Annotated in this window: 16 protein-coding genes; 11 read left to right on the forward strand and 5 right to left on the reverse strand. The window is 38.5% G+C overall.

Annotated elements, in window-relative coordinates; genetic code table 11:
- The first annotated feature begins 10 nt into the window (after positions 1-10).
- The 3 genes from ACZ5XR_RS04100 (at position 11) to ACZ5XR_RS04110 (ending at position 4,268) form a co-directional block, all read left to right on the forward strand.
- On the forward strand, positions 11-1,711 hold the full coding sequence (locus tag ACZ5XR_RS04100) for a sensor histidine kinase (RefSeq protein WP_464500412.1): 1,701 nt from the start codon (positions 11-13) through the stop codon (positions 1,709-1,711).
- 170 nt (positions 1,712-1,881) lie between these two features.
- Positions 1,882-3,369, forward strand: coding sequence for an ABC transporter substrate-binding protein (locus ACZ5XR_RS04105; RefSeq protein WP_464500413.1), 1,488 nt, complete (start codon positions 1,882-1,884; stop codon positions 3,367-3,369).
- 107 nt (positions 3,370-3,476) lie between these two features.
- Positions 3,477-4,268 (forward strand): alpha/beta hydrolase, encoded by a 792-nt coding sequence (locus ACZ5XR_RS04110; protein ID WP_464500414.1) that lies wholly within the window; start codon positions 3,477-3,479, stop codon positions 4,266-4,268.
- A 115-nt stretch (positions 4,269-4,383) separates the two neighbouring features.
- Here ACZ5XR_RS04110 and ACZ5XR_RS04115 read toward each other — a convergent pair whose 3' ends face one another.
- Positions 4,384-4,986 carry a YesL family protein gene (locus ACZ5XR_RS04115; RefSeq protein ID WP_464500415.1) on the reverse strand — a complete coding sequence of 201 codons (603 nt, stop codon included), beginning with the start codon at positions 4,984-4,986 and terminating at the stop codon, positions 4,384-4,386.
- A gap of 292 nt (positions 4,987-5,278) precedes the next feature.
- Between ACZ5XR_RS04115 and ACZ5XR_RS04120 the strand changes: the two genes are divergently transcribed.
- Together ACZ5XR_RS04120 and ACZ5XR_RS04125 are read left to right on the forward strand one after the other, a co-directional pair.
- On the forward strand, positions 5,279-8,173 hold the full coding sequence (locus ACZ5XR_RS04120; RefSeq protein WP_464500416.1) for an alpha-L-rhamnosidase: 2,895 nt from the start codon (positions 5,279-5,281) through the stop codon (positions 8,171-8,173).
- A gap of 31 nt (positions 8,174-8,204) precedes the next feature.
- Positions 8,205-9,542 carry a glycoside hydrolase family 30 protein gene (locus tag ACZ5XR_RS04125; RefSeq protein WP_464500417.1) on the forward strand — a complete coding sequence of 446 codons (1,338 nt, stop codon included), beginning with the start codon at positions 8,205-8,207 and terminating at the stop codon, positions 9,540-9,542.
- Positions 9,543-9,604: 62 nt separating this feature from the next.
- On the opposite strand, the gene ACZ5XR_RS04130 is transcribed toward ACZ5XR_RS04125, so the two are convergent.
- The gene (locus ACZ5XR_RS04130) at positions 9,605-10,840 is read right to left on the reverse strand and encodes a helix-turn-helix domain-containing protein (protein WP_464500418.1); all 1,236 of its coding nucleotides are present in this window, start codon (positions 10,838-10,840) and stop codon (positions 9,605-9,607) included.
- A 168-nt stretch (positions 10,841-11,008) separates the two neighbouring features.
- Between ACZ5XR_RS04130 and ACZ5XR_RS04135 the strand changes: the two genes are divergently transcribed.
- Both ACZ5XR_RS04135 and ACZ5XR_RS04140 read left to right on the forward strand, forming a co-directional pair.
- Entirely contained in the window at positions 11,009-13,312 is a 2,304-nt protein-coding gene (locus ACZ5XR_RS04135; RefSeq protein WP_464500419.1) for a glycoside hydrolase family 3 C-terminal domain-containing protein, read from the forward strand.
- Positions 13,313-13,389: 77 nt separating this feature from the next.
- Entirely contained in the window at positions 13,390-15,396 is a 2,007-nt protein-coding gene (locus ACZ5XR_RS04140; protein ID WP_464500420.1) for a beta-galactosidase, read from the forward strand.
- A 66-nt stretch (positions 15,397-15,462) separates the two neighbouring features.
- Here ACZ5XR_RS04140 and ACZ5XR_RS04145 read toward each other — a convergent pair whose 3' ends face one another.
- Together ACZ5XR_RS04145 and ACZ5XR_RS04150 are read right to left on the reverse strand one after the other, a co-directional pair.
- Positions 15,463-16,251, reverse strand: coding sequence for a response regulator transcription factor (locus tag ACZ5XR_RS04145; protein WP_464500421.1), 789 nt, complete (start codon positions 16,249-16,251; stop codon positions 15,463-15,465).
- Positions 16,229-18,073, reverse strand: a complete 1,845-nt coding sequence (locus ACZ5XR_RS04150; protein ID WP_464500422.1) for a sensor histidine kinase — start codon at positions 18,071-18,073, stop codon at positions 16,229-16,231. The genes ACZ5XR_RS04145 and ACZ5XR_RS04150 overlap by 23 nt, the downstream gene beginning before the upstream one ends.
- A 281-nt stretch (positions 18,074-18,354) precedes the next feature.
- On the opposite strand from ACZ5XR_RS04150, the gene ACZ5XR_RS04155 reads away from it, so the two are divergent.
- The 4 genes from ACZ5XR_RS04155 to ACZ5XR_RS04170 all read left to right on the forward strand — a co-directional run bounded on the left by ACZ5XR_RS04155 (position 18,355) and on the right by ACZ5XR_RS04170 (position 23,042).
- Positions 18,355-19,632, forward strand: coding sequence for an ABC transporter substrate-binding protein (locus ACZ5XR_RS04155; RefSeq protein ID WP_464500423.1), 1,278 nt, complete (start codon positions 18,355-18,357; stop codon positions 19,630-19,632).
- Between the two features lie 125 nt (positions 19,633-19,757).
- On the forward strand, positions 19,758-20,636 hold the full coding sequence (locus tag ACZ5XR_RS04160; RefSeq protein ID WP_464502216.1) for a carbohydrate ABC transporter permease: 879 nt from the start codon (positions 19,758-19,760) through the stop codon (positions 20,634-20,636).
- A gap of 21 nt (positions 20,637-20,657) precedes the next feature.
- Entirely contained in the window at positions 20,658-21,485 is an 828-nt protein-coding gene (locus ACZ5XR_RS04165; RefSeq protein ID WP_464500424.1) for a carbohydrate ABC transporter permease, read from the forward strand.
- Between the two features lie 66 nt (positions 21,486-21,551).
- The gene (locus ACZ5XR_RS04170) at positions 21,552-23,042 is read left to right on the forward strand and encodes a DUF5605 domain-containing protein (RefSeq protein WP_464500425.1); all 1,491 of its coding nucleotides are present in this window, start codon (positions 21,552-21,554) and stop codon (positions 23,040-23,042) included.
- 108 nt (positions 23,043-23,150) lie between these two features.
- Here ACZ5XR_RS04170 and ACZ5XR_RS04175 read toward each other — a convergent pair whose 3' ends face one another.
- Positions 23,151-24,209, reverse strand: coding sequence for a LacI family DNA-binding transcriptional regulator (locus ACZ5XR_RS04175; protein WP_464500426.1), 1,059 nt, complete (start codon positions 24,207-24,209; stop codon positions 23,151-23,153).
- Positions 24,210-24,510: the final 301 nt, after the last annotated feature.

The raw sequence follows: 24,510 nt of genomic DNA on the forward strand, positions 1-24,510 counted from the left end.
GTGATAGTATATGGGATTTCCTTCGATTGATTTTAATTCATTGCGTGTAAAACTATTTATCGGAATTTGCTTGATCTTCTTTCCGCTTTTGATTCTAACCATTGTAAATAATTTTTATTCTATTTATGTCGTGAAAAAGCAAGTCACCCAATCGAATCAAAATATGATTCGTCTTTATATGGGGCAGATTGATCAGCGTCTGCACAATGTGGATAATTTTTTGGGCGATTTATCGCAAAACGACAACGACTTGTTAACACTTCAATCGCATCTTTCACTACATTACAACGATTATATGGAAGCAAAAATTCGAATTTTCAATTCAATAGCCAATCGAATTAATTTTTATCCTTCGATTGATGAATTTTTTGTCTATTCGGTTCCGAATGATGATTTGATCATGGCTGCTAATGGAGAAAACATTTATAATGAATCGATGATTGAAAAACAAATTCACAAATTGGTTATTCAGGGTGCAGCTCTTTACCAAAATGATAGATGGTATAGTTGGAAAGGAAATGGAAAATATTATTTATTCCATTTAATCAAAGTTGATAATGTTTACGTTGGGGCATGGGTGAATGCCAATAAATTCATGACACCTTTTCATTCTTTGAATGCAGAAAGCTCAGGGTACGAATTTTTAACGACAGATCGTTATGAGCCGATGAACAATGCCGACTTTGTTAAGCAGCATCATCTCCAATTACAAAACATTGGTCAAAACAAATCTTATTTGATTACGGGGACGGACTCAACCGAAGGGAATTTCAAACTAATATTGGCGATTCCTGAACGAAATATCCTCGACCAATTGCCAAATCTTCGAACGATACTTGTTTTGTTTGCGTTGGTTTCCTGTTTGTTTTTAGCGTATTTCTTTGTTCATATGCGAAGAGTCTTCATTGTACCAATCCATCGTCTCCTCACAGCCATGGAAAAATTGAGAGCCGGGCAGATGGGCTTGCAAATACAGCCGCATCAAACCTCAACAGAATTTCAAATTATGAATGAGTCTTTTAATCGAATGAGCAGCGAGATTGAACATTTGACTGTTGATGTATATGAAGAAAAATTGCGCTCGCAGCAGGCAGAGTTAAAACACCTGCAGCTTCAGATCAATCCGCATTTTTTCCTGAACTCGCTGAATATCATCTATAGTTTGGCTACTGTAAAGGATTTTTCGCTGATACAAGAAATGACTAAGTGTCTTGTCGAATATTTCCGTTTTATGTTCCGCAGCAATTCCCCTTTTGTAATGATAAAAGATGAATTGCATCATACAGAAAATTATTTGCGAATCCAGCAGCTTCGATTTCCCGAACTGTTGGTTTATAACATCTATGTTTCTGATGAATTGCAGCGTGTGGAAATTCCACCTCTTTTGATTCAATCGATGGTTGAAAACTCCATTAAATATGGGATGAATTACGATTCCCACACAGAAATTAATATTTCGATTAAAAAAGTAAATCATGATTTTGTCCATATTATCATTCAAGATAATGGGGATGGATTCCCTCAAGATGTTCTCGATACGTTAAAACAAAAGGAAGACGGACAGCTTGAAGATGAACACAATATCGGTATTTGGAACTCTATCAAAAGGTTGCGCTGTTTATATGGAACAAAGGCTACCATTTCTTTTTATAATCACGAAGAAAAAGGTGCTGTAGTGGAGATAGTTATTCCTGCTTCAGTTAAGTCGTAAAAAGATATAATCCCTTTAATGCCTGGCGGGGGAAAGACCGACAGGCTTTATAATTTCACAGAAAGTCGTAAAAATTCAAAAAACATGTCGTGAAATTAATAGTTGAATTTGCGTTTTTTCGATAATATTTGACTATGAAGAACAACTTACAATCTAAGGGGGAATTATTAGTGGTAAAATGGAAAACGCTTTCTAAAGTTTTATCTGTGGGTATGATTGCTTCTGCTATTGGTTTGGCTGGTTGCAGCAGTTCCACTTCCGGTTCAAAGGCAGATTCTTCGGCACCGTATCAAGTAACCATGGCTTATTTTACATTTGGTCCAGTTGATTCAAAAGAATTGGCTTCAGTAGAACAAGAGGTCAATAAAATCACGAAACCAAAAATCAATGCGACTGTGAAACTGATGCCTCTTAATTTCTCCGCATACCAGCAACAAATGAATTTGATGCTATCGGGCAGCCAGCAGTTGGATCTATTTGTCGGGGGAGCGCTGATGGGTTTAAGCAATCAAGTGGCTCGCGGACAACTTATCCCTATGGATGATCTGTTAAAGAAATATGGCCAGGACATTTTGAACGTCATCCCTGCTAGCGTTGTAGATGCATCCAAAATTAACGGAAAATCCTATGTAATGCCGGAATATAAAGAATTCGGCGCCGATTACGGGGTCGAGTTTCGCAAAGATTTAGTGGACAAATATCATATCGACCTAAGCAAAATTAAAACATATTCAGACCTTGAACCCGTTTATGCCGAAATTAAAGCTAGTGAACCGAATATGGCTATGATTTCGAATCAAACTCAAACCGGCACCATCGTTTCTGATATCATGGCTAGTTCTTTCGACGGTTTAGGTGACCAATTTGGAGTCGTGAATATGGTTCAAAAAAGCACAAAAGTCGTCGACCTCTTTGAAACGCCAGAATATAAAGATGCAGTAAACATGGTTCACGATTGGTATCAAAAAGGATATGTTGTAAAAGATGCGGCAACCAATCAACAAACAGGATCTCAATTGGCGGCAGCAGGGAAAACTTTTTCATATGTTTCCAATATGAAACCTGGATTTGATGTCCAGGAAACACAAACAACCAAGAAACAAATGGTCGGCGTGCATTTATCACCAGCATGGGCGATGACTTCCGGTGCAAATGGATTCGGAATGTCGATTCCGAAAAACAGCAAAAATCCGGAAAAAGCGATGCAATTTTTGAACTTGCTATACAAGGATGCGGACTTGGAAAATCTCATCACGAATGGAATCGAAGGAAAAGATTACACGAAAAACTCCGATGGCACAATCGCGCTCAATCCTAAAGCCGGTTACAGCTTAAACGAATGGGAAATCGGAAACAATGCCCTGACACATGTTTACCAAGGAAATCCAACGGATATTTGGGATCAATATAAAAAGTTTAACGGTAGCCTGGTCCCTTCTCCAGCTTACGGGTTCACGTTTGATGCAACAAATGTGAAAACTCAAATTGCTGCTGTGACAAACGTGGCAAACCAATACAGAGCAGGTCTTGAAACGGGAACAACCGATCCAGCTTCGACACTTCCGCAGTTTATTGATGCTCTAAAAGCTGCAGGTATCAATGATATTATTGCTGAAAAACAAAAACAATTGGATGCTTTTTTGAAATCCAAAAAGTAAGACATTAGTGTCGTCATCGAAATGATGACGGCTCTTTTTTTATCTATTGTCCATACGTTAAAGGCTTGTTATTATCCAGCTTAAAATTGGAAGGGGAGATTATAATTATGGCGAAATTTAATTGCAATGTCATTTCATACACATTAAAAAGAACAGTGGATATTACGGTTGTTGTTCCGACACCTACTATTCCGGAAGCATTAGGCTTAAGTGATTTAAAGCCTGTGCACACCCCAAAAGAGAAGTATCCGGTATTATACTTGTTACATGGCTTTGGAAATAATCATGCAACATGGTCTGGATACAGCAATGTGGAGTTTTTTGCAGAGGAAAGAAATATAGCCGTTGTCATGATTTCTGGCGAGAACAAAGCATATGTCAATCATCCTAGCGGAGACCAGTTCTATGATTTTATCGCGAATGAACTGCCTGACTTTGTAACCGGTATGTTCCCTATTTCCAATAAACCTGAAAATACCTATATTGCAGGTTTATCCATGGGCGGCTTTGGTACTTTGGTGCATGCTTTAAATCGTCCTGATCGATTCTGTGCCTTTGGTGCCTTTTCTGCTGCCATTTCCTTAGATCCTTCATCACTTATTGGCGGAGAAGAAAAGGAAATTGACCCAATGTTCGATCCTCTCACGTTAGCGAGGAATTTGGCGAACGAAGGAAAGGCATTCCCAAAAGCGTATATCGCTTGTGGTGAAAAAGATTTCCTTTACGAAGCGAATGTTGAATTTGTTGAACAACTTAAGGGAATGGGCGTGGAGGTTACATGGGTATCGCTTCCGGAGTATCAGCATGAATGGCGTTTCTGGAACCTCCAGGTTGAGGCGTTCCTAGATTGGATTCCTCGTACGGATGTCTACGCTACACTTGGGAAACGCAAGGTTTAGAAGGAAGAGATGAAAGCTATAAATATTTCTAGTATTCTTTACATTTAACTAATGAGGAACTTATAGAGATAAAACAAAAGGACATGATTGGGATCCTAATCATGTCCTTTTACTTTCATAGGTTTAATACGGTAATCTTTTTAAATTTTTGCTCGATTAACCAGTACGTAAAGAAGGCAAAAGCGCTAAACGAGAAAAAGAAGAGAAAAAAACCGAAACGAATGGATACATACCCCCATGCCAATGTGAGAATCAGATGAACAAACGTAAGATGAGGTTTATAGAAAGAAAGTTTGAAAGCATTGATAATCAATTCTTTATTCCCGTAAAATCCATTAACCATCAGTGGATAAATGTTTAAAATGGTGGCCCAAACACAACAACTAACCATAACAAGGCAGGTAAATAAAATAGGCTTCATGCTTGTATTAAGTAATGTCAGCGTATAATAGTCAGCAATTAAAAACAGACAAACAAAGATTGTGATAAAACCAATAAATAGACTTTGTTTGAGGTTTTCTTTAAATAAAGATCGATATTGCTGAAAAACATTGACGTCATTCCCCTTAACCCACTGGCGGACCACTCCGAAAAGAGCAGCGGTCGCTGGAAAGGCTGTAACCACCAGAATACAACTTAGAATATATAGAATATTCAATAAAATGAAATTATAAATCCAGGAACATACTTTATACACGATCCCATCGAGCTTTAACATGCTGTCACTTCCTTCTGAATCAGCTATTTCTTAAATTAATCCTATTATAATACGGTATTTTAGTTAATTGATAGATAAAAATAAAAATTATATAACTAAAATGTTTACCAATTCCAATTGTTCTCAGAAAAGTCGGATAAACAAATAAAGGAAGTCGCATTTCGAATAGAACATTTTCAAAATGGCCGTAAAATATTAGTAATAGGAATTTTTAAGGAAAACTTATAATGATTGTGTGAATGCTTACAATTATTTTTAGAAAAATGAATAGCGTTTTTTTAGGAGGAAAAAGATGAGAATTAGTAAATTGAGAACCAATCATGTTGAAAATCCATTGGGATTTGAATTCGATCGTTTAAGTCTTTCATGGGTGACTGAGTCAGGAGAAAGCCCATCTATTTTTCAAACCGCAGCCAAAGTTGAATTAGCTGCTGACCCCGGATTTGAAACGATTCTGTTTAATAGCGGGAAAAGTCAGGAGATTGATAGTTTATCGTATTCTCCCGACATCCAGCTGAAGCCGCGTACACGCTATTTTTGGCGGGTTACGGTCTGGGGCGATGACGGTGATGAGGTAACGAGCGATATAGCCTGGTTTGAAACAGCCAAAATGGTCGAGCCATGGCAGGCAAAGTGGATTACGCCTAATTTGGATAAGGAAATCCATCCATTGATTCGAAAAAACTTCACCTTGCCTGATGAGGTTGAATCGGCGAGAGCCTATATCTGTGGTGTCGGTTTATATGATGTCAAAATTAATGGGAAAAGGGTGGGCGATGAATATTTTGCTCCAGGTTATAATGCCTACGATTTCTGGCTGCAGTACCAGACCTATGATGTTTCGGATTTATTAAACAGCGGGGAAAATACAATTGGCGTTATGCTGGGCAACGGTTGGTACAAAGGCCGTTTTGGTTTTGAGGGTGGATATCATGAATTATACGGAAGTGAATTTGCTTTTATTAGTGAAATCATTGTAACCCTAACGGATGGATCCAAGGTAGTCATTGCTTCAGATGAGGACTGGAAGTGTGCCTCGGCACCGATCACATTCAGCGGGATTTACGATGGTGAGATTTATGATGCAAATCAAGAGAGTAAGAACTGGTTATCGCCTGATTTTGATGACAGAGTATGGCCGAGTGTTAGAAGAACGGAAGTCTCTACAGAAAAATTTATCGCCAGAAAAAACCTCCCAGTAAAAATCATGGAAGAAAGAAAACCGATTGAAATCATCTCTACACCTGCAGGAGAAACGGTCCTTGATTTTGGCCAAGTTATTACAGGCTGGGTGCGTTTTAAAACCAATGCAACGAAAGGAACCAAATTACAGCTTCAATATGGCGAACTTCTGCAAAACGGGAACTTTTATCGTGAAAATTTGCGGGAGGCAAAGGCGGAGTACATTTATATTTCGGAGGGAAGCGAAAGGGAAGTGCAGCCACATTTCACTTTTTACGGCTTCCGCTATGTCAAGCTTACCGGATTTGAAGGAGACATCAACCTGGATGATTTTACAGGCTGTGTGATCTATAGTGAGATTGAACAAACGGGGATGATTGAAACCTCCAATCCATTGGTCAATCGCTTATTCTTGAATGCCTTATGGGGGCAAAAAGGGAATTTCCTTGATGTACCGACAGATTGTCCGCAGCGTGACGAACGGATGGGCTGGACGGGTGACGCCCAAGTATTTGCGGCAACCGCCTGTTTCAATATGTATTCTCCTGCCTTCTACCAAAAATATATGTTTGATTTACATGAAGAACAAAAAAGGATTGGCGGTTCCGTTCCGTTCACTGTACCTGTCGTAAAACCAAAGGATGGAAATGGTTTTATTAATGGGAATGGATCTGCGGCTTGGGGTGACGCGGCTACAGTGATTCCTTGGACATTATATGTGCACTATGGAGATAAAGAGCTTCTTCGCGGGCAGTTCGATTCCATGAAGGATTGGGTGGATTACATTAAAAAAGCGGATGATGAATCAGGAGCAAAGAGGCTGTGGCAAGTTGGTTTTCATTTTGGCGATTGGCTTGCATTAGATGCAAAAGATCCCGAAACCCTAACGGGGGGAACAGATTCCTATTATATTGCATCCGCTTACTATTGTTATTCAGCGCAGCTGGTGTCAAAAGCAGCCAAGGTCTTGGGTTATGTTGAAATCGCTGAACAATATGCACGTCTAGCTGATGAAATAAAAGAAGCGATGATGAAGGAATATTTTACACCAAATGGCCGATGTGCCATTCACACGCAGACCGCGATGATCGTAGCTTTATATATGGATCTGATTCCTGAAAGCTACCGCGGAAGGGTAATCGAGGATTTAAAAGCGAAGCTTCGCGAAGATAAACTGCATTTAACTACCGGTTTCGTCGGAACACCGTATTTCTGTAATGTTTTATCAGAAAATGGCGCCAATGATCATGCCTATACGTTATTGTTAAATGATGATTTTCCAAGCTGGTTATATGCAGTGAAACTGGGTGCGACAACGATTTGGGAGCGATGGAATTCTGTTCTTCCAGACGGGACCATTAGCGGTACCGGAATGAACTCCTTAAATCATTATTCATATGGCTCGATTGCCGAGTGGATGTACCGTAATATGTGCGGGATCAATCCAGTTGAAGAGGCGCCTGGATTTAGAAAGATAAAGCTTAGTCCGAAACCATATGGAAAATTAACTTATGCAAAGGCAACATATAGTTCCTCATCAGGGCTTATTGAAAGCGGCTGGGAAATTAAAGAGGATGGGGCTTTATCGTTCACCTTCGTTGTTCCTTTCAATACAACAGCAGAAGTAATTCTTCCAGATGCTCTGATGGAAACAATAAATGTTAATGGTGGGGCACTTGTTGATAGCAGTATAAAGGCTAATCAGGAATTTCAGCATGTTGAATGTGAACTGACCGCCGGCAAATATGTTTTTGATTACATGCCCACAACAAGTTATATCTTAACGTACAGCACAAATAATAGCCTGAGTGAACTTTTAAGTAATGAAGAAACCAAAAAGATTTTTGAAGAAGAACTCCCAGAAATCGCTGGCAATCCAATTGCACAAGGTCCATTTTCTCAAAAGACACTAAGGGAAATCGTAAAAATACCATTATTTACAGAATTGGCTCCATCTGAAAAATTAGAGGAGTTAGATAAAAGACTAGTACTGGTTAGACAATAATATAATATGGCAATGGAAGGAATGGCCCCCCATGACCGAAAAAAATATTGTATGGATTGAATCAACAAGAGATTCATATTGGCAGACGAAGGATCCTGTGGAATCTTTGGACAAACAAAGCAATTTACTCATTACCGAAAATAAAGGCCGTGTTGTCGAGGGCTTTGGCAGCTGTTTTAATGAGCTTGGCATGGTTGCCATTGAGCATTTATCGGAAGAGGATCGGAAAACAGTGCTTGATTCTTTATTTGCGGCCGATGGAGACTGCCAGTTTACGTTTTGCCGCTTGCCGATCGGAGCGAGTGATTATGCCTTGGAATGGTACAGTCACAATGAAACCGACAATGACTATGAGATGGAGCATTTCTCGATTGAAAGGGATCAAAAATATCTGATCCCATATATTCGTGAAGCTCAAAAAAGAAATCCGGACTTGAAATTTTTCGCTTCACCTTGGAGCCCCCCTACTTGGCTGAAATTTCCGAAAGCCTATAACTATGGAACACTGCGCTGGGAGAAAAAAGTGCTCGAGGCCTATGCGCTTTATTTCGTTAAATTTGTCCAAGCCTATGAAAAAGAAGGAATCAAGATCAACCAAATTCATGTGCAAAACGAAGTAGTGGCCGATCAAAAATTCCCATCCTGCAAGTGGACAGGTGAGCAATTACAGGAATTTATCCGCGACTATCTCGGACCGGCTTTTGAAAAACACAATCTGGAGACAGAAATCTGGCTTGGGACGATCAATGCACCAGAACCTTGGCAAGAGTTAATGTCCGACACCACATCTGATTATGATGTGTATGCCGGCCTTGTATTGAGTGATCCTGAAGCGTATAAATATATCAGCGGCGTAGGCTATCAATGGGCAGGAAAACATGCGATTCAGCGAACAGTCGAGAGTTACCCTGAATTGCGTTTCATGCAAACAGAAAATGAATGTGGAAACGGTAAAAATACTTGGGAATATGCTCAATATGTCAGCAACCTGTTCCGCCATTATTTTATCAATGGGGCCAATGGGTATGTTTATTGGAATGCCGTTCTTGAGCCAAAAGGCCGCAGCACTTGGGGCTGGGAACAAAATTCAATGATCACCGTAGATCTGGAAACGAATAGCTTCACATACAATCCTGAATTCTATGTTGTAAAACACCATTCTCATTTTGTGAAAAATGGAGCAGTAAGGTTAGAAACAAAAGGGCATCTAACTGGACATGCCATGGCTTTCCAAAATCCAGATGAATCCATTGTATTGATTGTAAATAATCCACTTAAAAAACAACGAGAGTTAGTTTTGGAGCTAAACGGAAAATCCTATCAATTTGATCTAAAACCTGATTCCTTTAACACGATTGTTCTGAAATAAAATCCCCCATATTTATTTATGAAACAATGAAAAGAGACCGGGGCATATAAACCACGGTCTCTTCATTTTAAAGGAGCATCTTTAAAATGCTTCGGTGTTACTCCTGTGAATTTTTTAAATACTTTTATAAAATAACTTTGATCCGTAAAGTTTAAAAGACTGCAAATTTCTGATACCGAATAAGAAGATAAAGATAATAGGCTTTTTGCTTCTTCAATTTTTACTTGTTGAATATACTCGCTCAAAGAAACTCCTGTTTCTTTTTTAAAAAGTGAGGATAGATAGTTTGGGGTCAATTGGACCAGCTCGGATAATTGAGATAAAGTAATATTTTCATATACATGGTTAAATATAAAATTCTGACAGAGCGAGATGGGTTTTGAATGCAGTTCCTCTTTGCTGTTGTGAACTCTCTCAGCGAAGTCTCCCAAAGCCTTTTCCATTAATTTCTTTACCTCATTGATATCCTCCAGTTCATCGAGTCTTTGAATATATAAATCACTTAAGGAATAAGCGATTTCTGGATATAACCCGCCTTCCATGGCTGCCCTCGTAGCTAATGCAATTCCGGCAATGGTTAAATTTTTTTCATGTCTTAATTGGCTTTTCCTTGATAGCACTCCAAATTCAAATTCCTCATTTACAGTTTGCAAATATTTTAATACTTCTTCCTTTATCCCTTTTGTAATGGCACCAAAAATTTTCTTTTCAATTAAATAATCATGATGGAATCTGGCATTTTGGCGTCTTAAAGATACTTCCAGTTCGAGATTTCCAGGAAGAATCTTTTGATCCTTCATTTTTTGATTTTGTTTAATAACATAATTCGTATCGAGCATTTGATGATAGATCATATAGTGGACAAGGATGCCTTCCCGAATCAAGTCGTGATGCTTTATGACGGGTAGAGACTCATAGTAAAGAAAAATAATTTCCTGATCAATAAATAACCCTATGTCATGAGTCATTCTTCTTATCATGTCTTCCGAGTAATCTGTATAAATGGATGGGCCTCCTACAATACTCCCTTTGAATGTGTCACCACTTATTAAATGAATAACCAGAAAATTTTCCAGTAATTTTGTCGATTTGATGATCGGGTATTCTGATGGTTCACCGATTCCGATCAATTGTCTTACATAGTCTATTTTTTCAGGGTATAGTGGATTTTGCCTATATCCTGGTGATGCTTCATAAAGCAGCTCACCTTTCGAATCAAATAGAAAAAATGGGATTTTAAAGGTCTCATTCATATGCCTGCAAATATATTCTAAGTGATCTCTACTTGGAAATAGCATGCTAATCCCCTTTTAATAGTAAATGAATTCTTCGCTTATTATTTTCCTGATTTAATAAGATAATACTATTTTTCGATAAAAAATACCATAACAATCTCAAAGAAAGAAATACAATAAATATAGAAAAGAAAACGTTTTCTAAAAATTTATCCTGCTAAGGAGGTTCATATGAAACGAGATATCAAGCAATTAATTTCGCAAATGACTTTAGAAGAAAAAGCGAGCCTATGCTCCGGATTGGATTTTTGGAATTTAAAAGGGATTGAACGATTAGGGATCCCATCAATTATGGTGACAGATGGGCCGCACGGTCTTCGCAAGCAGGCCGAGGGTGCTGATCACTTAGGGATCTATAACAGTGTCCCTGCAACTTGTTTTCCGTCAGCTGCCGGAATGGCCAGCTCCTGGAACCGAAACCTCATAGAAAAAGTAGGGATCGCACTAGGAGAGGAATGCCAGGCAGAGAATGTAGCAGTATTGCTTGGGCCTGGAGTGAATATTAAGCGTTCACCGCTTTGCGGAAGAAACTTTGAATATTTCTCGGAGGACCCTTATTTAGCATCTGAAATGGCAGCAAATCATGTGAAAGGTGTTCAAAGCCAGGGTGTCGGAACGTCTCTGAAACACTTTGCGGCTAATAATCAGGAGCACCGCAGAATGTCAACCGATGCCGTTGTGGATGAAAGAACATTGCGCGAAATTTATTTGGCCAGCTTTGAAGGCGTGGTCAAGCAGTCCCAGCCATGGACCGTTATGTGCGCTTACAACAAAGTTAATGGAGAATACGCATCTGAAAATCAATATTTGTTAACGGATATTCTTAAAGAAGAGTGGGGCTTTGAAGGCTTCGTTGTTTCCGACTGGGGTGCGGTGAATGAACGGGCTGACGGGCTTGCAGCAGGACTGGAGCTTGAAATGCCGTCAAGCAATGGCATTGGTGATCAAAAAATCGTGGACGCTGTAAATTGCGGTAATCTTTCTGAAGAAAAATTGGATCAAGCAGTCGAGCGATTATTGCGGATTATTTTAATGGCTGTTGACCATAAAAAAGAAAACGCTGTCTATGACAAAGAGGTCCATCACCAGCTGGCGCGAGAAATGGCACGGGAAAGCATGGTGTTATTAAAAAATGAAGATGGCATTCTTCCATTGAAAAAAGAAGGTACCGTTGCGGTAATTGGGGAATTTGCGAAGAAGTCAAGATATCAAGGCGGCGGAAGTTCGCATGTAAAACCGACAAAGCTTGAAAACATTGTAGAAGAAATCGAAAAAACAGCAGGTCAGAACACGAATGTGTTATATGCTCAAGGTTACAGTCTAGACTCTGACGCGATCGATACAGCGCTTATTGCAGAAGCAAAAGAAGTGGCGGCACAAGCGAATACGGTAATCCTGTTTGTCGGGCTACCTGACCGCTATGAATCCGAAGGCTATGACCGTGAACATTTGCGTATGCCGGAAAACCACCGTCTATTAGTAGAAGCAGTAGCGGAAGTAAACCGCAACATTGTCGTCGTGTTAAGCAACGGCTCACCAATTGAAATGCCGTGGATTGGCCATGTAAAAGGATTGCTTGAAGGTTATCTAGGCGGGCAAGCACTTGGCGGCGCCATCGCTGATTTATTATTCGGCGAAGCAAATCCGAGTGGAAAATTGGCGGAAACGTTCCCGAAACAACTAAGCGACAATCCATCTTTCTTGAACTTCCCAGGAGAAGGCGACAAAGTGGAATACAAGGAAGGTATTTTTGTAGGCTATCGTTACTATGACACGAAAAAAGTGGAACCGCTATTCCCGTTTGGTTATGGATTAAGCTACACGACTTTCGAATATAGCAATCTATCTATCAATCAAAAAGAGATTCAAGATACTGAAACAGTGACAGTGAGTGTTACGGTTAAAAATACAGGGGACAGAGCTGGAAATGAGATTGTTCAGCTTTACGTAAAAGATGTGGAAAGCAGTGTTATCAGACCTGAAAAAGAGCTCAAAGGCTTTGAAAAAGTGGAGCTGCAGCCAGGTGAGGAAAAAACAGTTACGTTCCTGTTAAATAAGCGGGCATTTGCTTACTACAATGTGGAGCTCCAAGACTGGCACGTGGAAACAGGAGAGTTTGAAATATTAGTAGGAAAATCATCTCAAGAGATTGTCCTAAAGAAAAGCATGATCGTAAAATCAACTGTTTCCATTCGAAAGCCGGTTCATCGCAATACCCTTGTTGGTGATTTGCTGGCTGACCCAGTACTGGCATCGTTGGCAAAGGAACTGATAACAAAACACAACCCATTCCCGAATTTAGGTGCAGATGAAGGGGATGCAGCCGAAATGATGGAGGCCATGATGAAGTATCTGCCACTCCGTGCGATGGTGAATTTCAGCATGGGTGCCTTTACCGAAGAAATGTTAACCGATATGATCAATCAGTTAAATCAATTTTCAGGTAGTCAGGAACTAAATTTTGTAAATAGTTAAAATGATGTCCATTTGCCCCCCTCTACGACAATAGCAGGGGGGCAAAAATATAGAAACGCTTTTAGGAGGGATTTCTTTTGGAACAGCTTCTATATGGAGTTGCTTACTATGATGAATACATGCCATATGAACGGCTCGATAAAGATATTCAAATGATGAAAGACGCTGGAATCAATGTGGTCAGGATTGCAGAATCCACTTGGAGCACGCACGAACCGCAGAATGGCATTTTTGATTTTTCATCTGTAGATCGGGTATTGGATGCCATGCATAATGCTGGAATTAAGGTAATTGTCGGTACTCCTACATATGCCGTTCCTACCTGGATGGTAAAAGAGCACCCGGATGTTTTGGCAGTTACACCTAAAGGCCCGGGCAAATATGGAGCTCGCCAGATCATGGATATCACCAACCCAACCTATCTTTTTTATGCTGAAAGAATCATTCGAAAATTAATTGGCCGCGTCAAGGCTCACCCTGCCGTTATCGGATATCAAACCGATAATGAAACGAAACATTACCATACGTGCGGACCGAACGTCCAGCTGCTTTTTGTCAAATACATGAGGGAAAAATATAAAACGATAGAAAATCTCAATCACATCTTTGGTCTTGATTACTGGAGCAATCGGATTAATAGCTGGGAGGATTTCCCTTCCATGGTGGGCACGATCAATGGCAGTCTTGGTTCCGAGTTTGCGAAATTTCAACGGAAGCAGGTTGCCGATTTTCTAAGCTGGCAAGTCTCCATTGTAAATGAATTTAAACGTCCTGACCAATTTGTGACCCAAAACTTTGACTTTGATTGGAAGGGTCATTCGTACGGAGTCCAGCCTGATGTGGACCATTTTGAGGCATCGCAGCCATTTGATATTACGGGTGTCGATATCTATCATCCTTCACAAGATCATCTGACTGGAATTGAGATTTCGTTTGCTGGGGACATAGCCCGCTCGACAAAGGGGAAAAATTATTTGGTGGTGGAAACGCAAGCCCAGGCTTTTACCAATTGGACACCGTACCCAGGTCAGCTTCGACTGCAGGCTTTCAGCCATCTTGCTTCAGGAGCCAACATGGTGGCCTACTGGCATTGGCATTCAATCCATAACTCGGCAGAAACCTACTGGAAAGGACTATTAAGTCACGATTTTGAACCGAATCCAGTATATGAAGAAGCCATGACAATTGGAAAAGACTTTGAAAAGTTATCGCCTCATCTCATCAATCTAAAGAAAAAGAACAAAGTGGCCATCTTAATCAGCAATGAATCCTTGACCGCAATCGAGTGGTTCAAATTTAATTTTTCAAGCTCGAAAAATTATAACGATGTCGTCCGCCAGATGTATGATGAGCTTTACAAAATGAATATTGGCTGTGATTTTGTTTCTCCAGCTTCCGACCAACTCAATGATTATGAGTTACTAATTGTTCCGGCTCTTTATTCAGCTTCGGACAGCCTGTTGTTGAAGCTGAACGATTTTGTAAAAACTGGCGGTCATATCGTCTATACGTGTAAAAGCGGTTTTACAGATGAAAACGTTAAAGTAAGAACTGCCCGTCAACCAGGGATTATCAGTGAAGCATGTGGCATCACCTACAGTATGTTTGTTGAACCGAAAAATGTTTCATTAAAGGACGACCCTTTCCAAGTGGGAGAGGAAAATAATTTCGCAGAAATCTGGATGGAATTAATTACTCCTATAACCGCGGAAGTATTGGCCTATTATGACCATCCGCAATGGGGGAAATATGCAGCGATTACTCAAAACCGTTATGGAAATGGAACGGCTATTTATATTGGTTGTTTGACAAGTCCAGCGGTGATGAAGGGTGTATTGGAACACGCTGTAAAGAAGGCAGGACTTTGGGGAGAAGACCAAGAATTGGAGTTTCCGATCATTTCGAAATCAGGAAGGAACCAACTTGGAAAGACGATTCGCTATTACTTTAATTATTCTGATGCCTCCCAATCAATCAAATATCCTCACACTGAAGGAAATGAATTGATTTCAAGAAGGACTATTAAAACCAGTGAAACTCTAGAATTAGCACCTTGGGGTTTTAGCATTATTGAAGAAAATTAGGGACTATCAGACTGTAGACAATTCCGCAAACGATACGGAATTATCTGCAGTCTTTTTTTGGAAATTTTAAAGTCGCATTTTGTATTCTTGAGGAGTAATGCCTACAAATTTTTTAAATATATGTGTAAAATGAGCTTGGTCACTGTAACCTACGCGTTCAGAAACTTCATAAATTTTTAGTGAGGGGTCAGCCAGCAGTTGTTTTGCCTTTTCAAGACGTAATTGAATAAGGTATGCAGAAAAACTTACTCCAGTATGTTCTTTAAAAATTCTTCCCAGATAGGTTGGACTAAGATAAACTTCTTCAGCTAGTTGCTTCAAAGATAAATCTTCAGATAATCTTTCTGTAAGCTTCTCAAGAACAAGTTCAATAACACGTCTATTCTTTTTTACCTCTGTTTTTTCAAAATGCCCGTTTATCATTTGAGGAGCATCTAATCGTTTTGCCCCTAAATCCTTCTCTCTTTTTTGAATGTTTTTCTCTTTTAAAATGTTTTTTTCAACTCTGTCAATGGATTCAAATAAAGATTCAAATGAGCACGGTTTTAAAATATAATCGACAACACCATATCGAAGTGCTTGCTGGGCATATTCAAATTCACCATGACCTGTTAGCAGCATGACCTTTATGACAGGAAAATTTTTATGAATATGTTCACTCAATTCCAAACCATCGACCGAAGGCATTCGGATATCAGATATAACCAAATCGATTTGGTTTTTTTGAAGGAGGGAAATGGCTTCTTCTCCATCCTCAGCAGCTGCAACAACATCCCAATTTTGTTTAGCGGCAGAAATCATTTCTTTCAAAGTACGAAGTGCAAATGGTTCATCATCCACTAACATTATTTTCATCTTCTTTCCCTCCAATCTTCCTATTTATTAAAATAGGTATCTTAAACTGAACCTTTAAACCGCCTAAAGAGCTTGAGCTTAAATGTAATCCATACTGATCCCCATAAATAAGCTTTATGCGATGTTGAAGGTTGGGCAGACCGACACCTGTATGGAGGATTTTTTCATCTAATTCATTCCGATCGCGGTCAAAGTCCAATGCTTTTTTCATTTCAGTTTCACTCATTCCGATTCCGTTGTCTTCAATAACATATCCGAGCAAGTTCCCTACTTTTGTAATGGAAATCCGGATCATCCAGGGCCTTCCTTTTACGGATTCCAGGCCATGGCTGATTGCATTTTCGACAATTGGCTGAAGAAGCAATTTCATGACAGGATAGTGATGAAGCCCAGTCTCTACATTTATTTCAACTTGAAGCTTGTCCTCATAACGATAGCGCTGGAGTTCAATAAACCGATTTAATTGTTCCAAATCTTCCTTCAGCTCCACAAAATCTGAACCTGGCTGAATACTATACCGAAGAAGATCACTTAATGAAAGGACCATGCGAGCCACTTTATTTTGCTTTTCCAGGATGGCATTATAATAAATGGTATTTAATGAATTATATAAAAAATGTGGTTGAAACTGTGCTTTCATTGCGATAAGCTGTGCCTGTTCTTCTCGTATTTGCTTGTATGACAAAATCTTTATCGTTTCTTCCAGGTCATTTAGCATATTATTAAAACTATCGTTGAGAATCGCTACCTCTCTGTTATTTGCTTGACCTTTATGGGGGAGAATATTTCCTCCTTTGATATTCGATAAACGTAAAGCTAATTTTCTAATGGGCATGGATACAGACCAAGAGAAAAATGAGGTAAGGAGTAAAGACGCTATGATACCAAAAATTCCTATGAGGACGCTACTTTTTTTGATCGTGTTTAAATCTTCCACGGTATCAGCAATGTTTATATAGGTAACAACCGTCCAGTGGCTATAGGAAGAGGTATAGGAGGAGATATACATCTCTTTACCTTGAACATCACTCTTTTTTATACTTCCTTTATGCTTCGTATCGTGGACCTCTGTCCAAAGACCTTTCGGTAGTTTATTCCCGAATTCCCTTGAATCTGTAGAGTATACAATATTCCCGAGTTGATCGATGATCTGAATTTTATGCGAGTGGTTAATCAAATCGTTTCCAATGACGCTTTCCGTTGCTTCAGTCGGAATAACCATAAACATATACCCAATATTTTTTCTAGGGGCGTCGTAGTTTTTAATCACTCTTATCCCCGATATTCCATTAACTAGGGTTTTTTTACTGTCTTCAGTCTGATATAAGATTTTATTTGCTGACCAAAATATACTTCCTTTTGGATCCAGGTACGGATACCAAAAGGATTTTTTTAATATTGAATTTTTTGCCAAAGGTTGCAAAAATGCTTCTTCACCCTTATTATCCATGAATTCAACGTCCAAATTGTTTTTCAGATATGCCTGCTCATGGGCGATGACCTTTTGTAACTCGTATACACTCAATTTCTTGCTAAAACGATTTGAATTTTTTAGATACGTTTGAACGGTTGGATGCAATGCAATTCTTAGTGATAAATGGTCATATTCCCCTAACATGGTGTCTACTTTTCCACTCAACTGGATTACTGAATCCAATAAATATTTAGTTGTTTTATCCATTAATACCTTTGAGGATACTTGGTAGGAAATATAGTTATTAATAGGAATTACAATGACTAAAATCAATGAAAATCCTAATATCATTTGAAATAAAATCGAGGATTTTTGCTTTAAAAGGCCTCTCCTAACAAAATATTTCATTATAGCACATCCTAATAAATTCCTAAATTCTACTAAACTTTTTGTCTTTGTAAACTAAAAATAACTAAATTTTTTGTATTAGTAAATAAAAAAGTTGCGAAAACACAAAATATATCAAATCCACCCCCTGTAAAACATTTTGAAAATTTACGATAATGAAAGCGTAAACAAAGTATCTCAGTTAACTAAAATTGGAGGGAATCAAGTAAAAAGCTTGTTTCGATTCAATTGGTAAAAAGACTTTTTTATTTTAAACTATTCTGAACCATAGGAGGAAAATTATGAAAAAAAGAATGTTAGCAAGTGTTTCCAGTTTACTTTTAGTAGGGGGTCTTTTAGCTGGATGCAGTTCAAAAGACAGCTCTGCAGAAACTTCGAAAGACGGAAAAATTCAGATTTCTGTTTGGGGCTTACAAGATCAGGATAGTGCATATATTAAGCCAATGATTAAAGACTTTGAAAAAGAAAATCCAAAAATTGCTGTAAAAATATCAGACTATACTACTGATTCATTGAAAGAGGCGCTAAAAGTTGCAGCTTCCTCTAATACATTGCCAGATACATGGTTTACCTGGGGGGGAACGTTAGGCTCTTTCTATCCTCAAAATGGCCTTGCTGCAGACTTAACAGATGTAGCGAAAAAAGATAACTGGGACCAGAAATTTAATAAAGCCGCTATTGATTTAACCAAAGTTAACAATAAAATTTACGGTGTTCCCTATCATTTAAACAGCATGGGGATGTTTTACAATAAAGAAGTATACCAAAAAGCAGGATTAACACCTCCGAAAACTTTTGATGAGTTTGAAAGCGACTTGCAAAAATTAAAGGATAGTGGTGTCACTCCATTATCGGTAGGTGGTAAAAGCGGCTGGATGCTGATGCGTTTTACAGAGCAATTGATCGAACATTATGCAGGACCACAACTTCACGATCAATTAAATGCAATGAAAGTATCATGGGATAATCCAGCTGTTGTACAATCATTTGCCAAGTTAAAAGAATGGTCTGATAAAGGCTACTTCCCTAAAGGTTTCATATCCATTGATCCGACTGAGCTGGAGACAAGCATGTATCAAGGTAAAGGGGCACTGGCACTTGAAGGTTCCTGGTTTGATGGAAATGTTATAGCAAATGGCGCGAAACCAAGTGCGTTTGACTTTTTCCAATTCCCAACCGGACAAAACCCTGAAAGAATGTCAAGTTTTGTGGAAATGTTCCAGGTGAAGTCTAATTTAAGTAAAGACAAACAGGATGCCGTTATTAAATTCCTAGAATTTATGGCCAGTAAGGATGAAATTAACAAATTTGCCGATAAATATGGCTCAGCAGCTGCTTTAGGGGTCACTTATCCGGCTACATCTCCACACGTGTCTGTTATGGAAGACAAAGTGAAGAATGGAAATTTCCTAATTAGCGACCAAGCATTGCCACAGCAAGTTGTTCAGGCATTATTTGAAGCACAGGATAATGTAGTATTAGGCCAATTCACACCTGAACAAGCAGCACAATCAATCCAAAGCGCAATTAAGGATTACAAGGCTAATAATGCACAATAAGAAAAAATCATCAATGAATAAGAGCGCCGTTTGCGCTCTTATTCATTAAGAAAGGAGTAATCGCCTTGAAGACAGTAGTGGAGCAGGAGATAATTCTCAAAACTGAACGGAAAATGAAGTTAGCTCTGAACATGAAGAAAATTAAACCATGGTTCTTTCTATTACCGGCACTTGCAGCTTATTTGGTAACCATTGTGGTTCCTGGTCTTTACACATTATATCTTAGTTTCTTTAAATGGAATGGAGTATCGCCGCAAAAACAGTTTGTTGGGCTTGGCAACTACGTTATGTTGTTGACAAAGGATCAGACGTTTTTAATGGCATTAAAAAATAATGTCATCTGGACAATTGCTTCTCTTGTTATCATGATCGGGTTTGGATTGATGTTAGCGTTAATTTTGAATAAATCAATAAAAGGAAAAGTGTTCTTTCGAAGTGTCTTTTATTTCCCATTCGTTTTATCGAATGTTGTTGTCGCGTTAATTTGGGGATGGTTATTTAATCCGTCAATGGGTTTAGTAAATACCTTACTTCATAAAATAGGTTTGGATAAATTACAGCATGCTTGGCTGGCAGAACCAAAAACAGCCTTAATAGCAATATTTGTGGCAGCAACCTGGCAAGGGGTAGGGATGCCAATGATCTTATTTTTGGCTGGGCTGCAAAGTATTTCAAAGGAACCATACGAGGCGGCACTTATCGATGGGGCCAAACCATATCAAATGTTTTTTCGTATAACAATTCCGATGTTAAGTGAAACATTTGTAATTGTATTTGCCACGACCATGATTGCCTCAATGAAAGTTTATGACATTATCTACGCCATGACCGCTGGAGGTCCTGCGAATAGCACACAAGTACTTGCATCCTGGATGTATTACCAGACATTTAAATTTGCAAATGTTGGAGTAGGGTCTGCAATATCATGGTTTATGGTCGTTATCTCCATGATATTTGTTATTCCATATGTTTATATCATGACCAAAAAATCACATGTGGAATAGAGAAAAAAGGAGGAATAGAACATGTACCAACAAAGGCGATTGCTAACTCCATTTTTGCTATATGCGTTCTTAATTGTATTGGTTGTCATTTTCCTAATTCCAATCGTTTTTATCGCAGCTACATCATTAAAAAACAATAGTGAACTTGTAAGTAATTCCTGGCTTACATTGCCCAAACATTATAATTGGGAAAATTATCTCAATGCCTGGGCGCAAATTAAACCATATTTTATGAACAGTTTGATAATCTCATTGGTCAAAGTTCCGATTGGGATTGTCGTTGAGGCATTGGCTGCCTATGCATTAACCCGTATGGCATTAAAAAGAAGTAATTTAATTTTTGCATTTTTTCTTGTTGGGATGATGGTTCCAATCCAAGCAACTCTTGTACCATTAAATATGATTCTAAGCAGACTTCATTTAACTAACACCTATTTAGGGATTATGATCATCTATATTGGGTTTGGTGTTCCATTTGGAATTTTAATTTTACGAGGTTTTTTCCGAACCATTCCAAAGGCATTGGATGAGGCAGCGGAAATCGATGGATGCGGGGATTGGATGAAGTTTATTAAAATTATTCTTCCGCTGGCATTACCAGCTTTAGCAACATTAATGATTTTGGACTTTATTAGCACCTGGAATGAATTTGTATTGGCTCAAATTTTTATTACAGATGATTCGATGAGAACACTTACTACCGGGTTACTTTCTTTTCAGGGTGAACACAATACCGACTATACTTTGCTGAATGCAGGGGTTATGATTTCTGTCATTCCGCAATTAATCATCTACCTTATTTTCCAAAAATATTTCGTCTCTGGAATGGCTGGATCGGTTAAGGGATAGGGTGTTTAATAGTTTAGTTTTTTAAGAGACGGAAGATTATTTTTTTTTTAATAGGAGGAAACACCAATGACCGAAAATTATGGTAATAAGGAAGTCGAGCGTTGGGGGCGCTTTGAGCTCGTTCTCGAAGGTCCAAAGGAAGGGAATCCATTTATTGATATTGAAATAAAAGCAGTATTTTCTTATGAAAATAGATCCATACAAGTAGATGGATTCTATGACGGTGATGGACAGTATAAAGTCCGTTTTATGCCAGACCAGATAGGTAAGTGGAGTTATACAACAATAAGTAATCACGCTGTACTTAATGAAAAACTCGGTTCTTTCACATGTATCGAACCTGGAAGCGATAACCATGGACCAGTAAGAGTCAGTTCGCAAGCACATTTTGAGTATGCGGATGGAAAACCCTATTATCCATTTGGAACGACCGCTTACGTCTGGAATCATCAAGGGGAAAAGCTGGAAAGGAAGACATTGGAAACGCTTAAAACTGCTCCATTTAATAAAATTCGGATGTGTGTCTTTCCTAAGCACTATGATTATAACCTTCACGAACCAGCTGAATTCCCATTTGTTGGTTCCAAAGCGGAAGGCTTTGATTTTTCTCAATTTAATCCAGCATTTTTTGCAAAATTAGAAAAACAAATTAATGAGTTAAATGAACTAGGGATTGAAGCGGATTTAATTTTATTCCATCCATATGATCGATGGGGATTTTCTGATTTAGGTCCCGATGGAGATGATCGATACCTTAAATATGTTGTAGCACGTTTAGGATCTTTCCGAAATATCTGGTGGTCACTTGCGAACGAATATGACTTGTTGAACGACTATTTAAAAACGAAAAAAATGGCGGATTGGGATCGTTTCTTTCAGATTATTCAGGAGAAGGACCCTTATCAGCATTTAAGATCGATTCATAACTGGCATAACCCGCAAATTCATTATCGAAACAATAATCATTGGTACGACCATAATAAGCCATGGGTCACACATGTGAGCATTCAACATCATGATAATTACTTCATTCCTGAATGGCGGGAAACCTACCGCAAACCCATCATTAATGATGAATGCCGCTATGAAGGAAACATCAATCATGGTTGGGGGAATATTACCGCTCAAAAAATGGTTCAATTATTCTGGGAAGGTGTGTGCCGCGGCGGATATGTAACTCATGGGGAAACCTATATGCACCCGGAAGGAATTATCTGGTGGTCACATGGCGGGGAACTCCATGGTGATAGCCCTGACCGGATTAGCTTTTTAAGAAGAATCATAGAGGAAGGTGCTTCAAAAAGACTGATTCCGGTTTACTATGATTGGGATGTAGCTGCAGGGAAAATGGGGGACGAGTACATTTTAACCTATTTTGGTGACAGTAGACCTTCATTTAAAATCCTGCCGCTTCCTCAAGGGAAAAATTATAAGGTGGAGTTAATTGACACTTGGGAGATGACGATTACTCCGTTAGAGGGAACTTATAACCATGAAAGTAAGATTAAACTCCCTGGAAAACCTTATATTGCGCTTAGAATTACTGAGATTAAATAATTATTTTTTAAGTGAACTTTAAAATATGTATAAAAGAAACCCACGAATCCGTGGGTTTCTATGCTTATGATCTTCCGTTCCGTCTGCTTCAGAATTAAGCATTAACTTTTAATTATATCCTTCCTGGCTTGTCTCTTTTCTTACCGCACATGAATTCCTTTCAATCAGCTCTGTATCAACAAATAATTTAATCTTATCCGAGTCATTATTTTCAAGCTGTTTAATGAGTTTTTCAACGGCAAGTAAGGCAATTCTGTCCTTTTTTACATGGATGGTTGTTAATTCAGGAGTGATTACTTGTGATTCAAAGATATTATCAAAACCGATGACAGAAATGTCTTCCGGTACTTTCACACCTAATTCGGTTAGGGACTTAATCACGCTAATCGCCATATAATCAGCCTCACAAAATAATGCTGTGGGCAGCTGGTCAAGACGATTTTTGATTTTTTCTTTAAAAGCATCCTGTGATGAAATCACTGTAGGGGATACAGAAAAGTCATCCGAATCGGCAATTTTTAAGTCCTTTTCAGTAAGCGCCTGTAAAAAACCCTTTTTTCTCATGTCGAAATTATACATTCTCGTATTCGAACCTACATAACCAATATGATGGTGACCTAACTCCATTAAATATTGCCCAGCCTGGTAGGCACCAAATAGATTGTTCATCACGACGAAATTAACATTTAATGTTTCAAAACAAGTATCCAGGACCACTAAATTTGGCTGTAAATCTGCGACTAGATTAATTTGCTCCGGCGTTAAGTTGGTACCCAGCAGTAATATACCTGCAGACTTTTGTTCTTGTTCGAGCCTGGAAATCTCCTCCTGAAGATTTTCGATGCTGATAGAGGAAACCATAAGGGAATAACCGCTAGTGCCGATATGTTTGTCCAGATTATGAATTAACTCCATAAAAAAAGGAAGCGACTCATATTGTTCCGTTACAATACCTGCATTTGTACAAGCAACAAATCTCAATAGTTTTGTATTTGGCTGCAAATATTGATCTGCTTTAATAATAGGACGCGGAATGTATCCATGTTCTTGAGCGATTCGCAAAACCTTTTCACGCGTTTTTTGACTTACCCCAATTTTTCCATTCAAAGCCAAAGAAACTGCAGATTTTGAGACATTGGCCAATTTTGCAATATCATCTATTTTCATAAATTACTAACACCTACCCATACGATAAATAACACTTTTTCGTTATATAAATTTAATTTACTCAATTATAGCATAAAACAGTTTAGTTTAGTTACAGTTTAGTGAATGTGGAATTAATTTTTTTTAGATGTTTATGAATAAATTTAGCAAACATAAGCATTTGAAGATGAATAAACCTGAGTTATCTAAGTTTTTCTCATAACTAAACTAACTAAAAATATTTATAAAATTAATTGACTGATAATTTAATAGTTGCTATTATTAACTCGGAGGAATAAAAATAACTAAATAAGTTTAGTTG

The sequence above is a fragment of the Neobacillus sp. Fa239 genome (genome assembly GCF_055395235.1).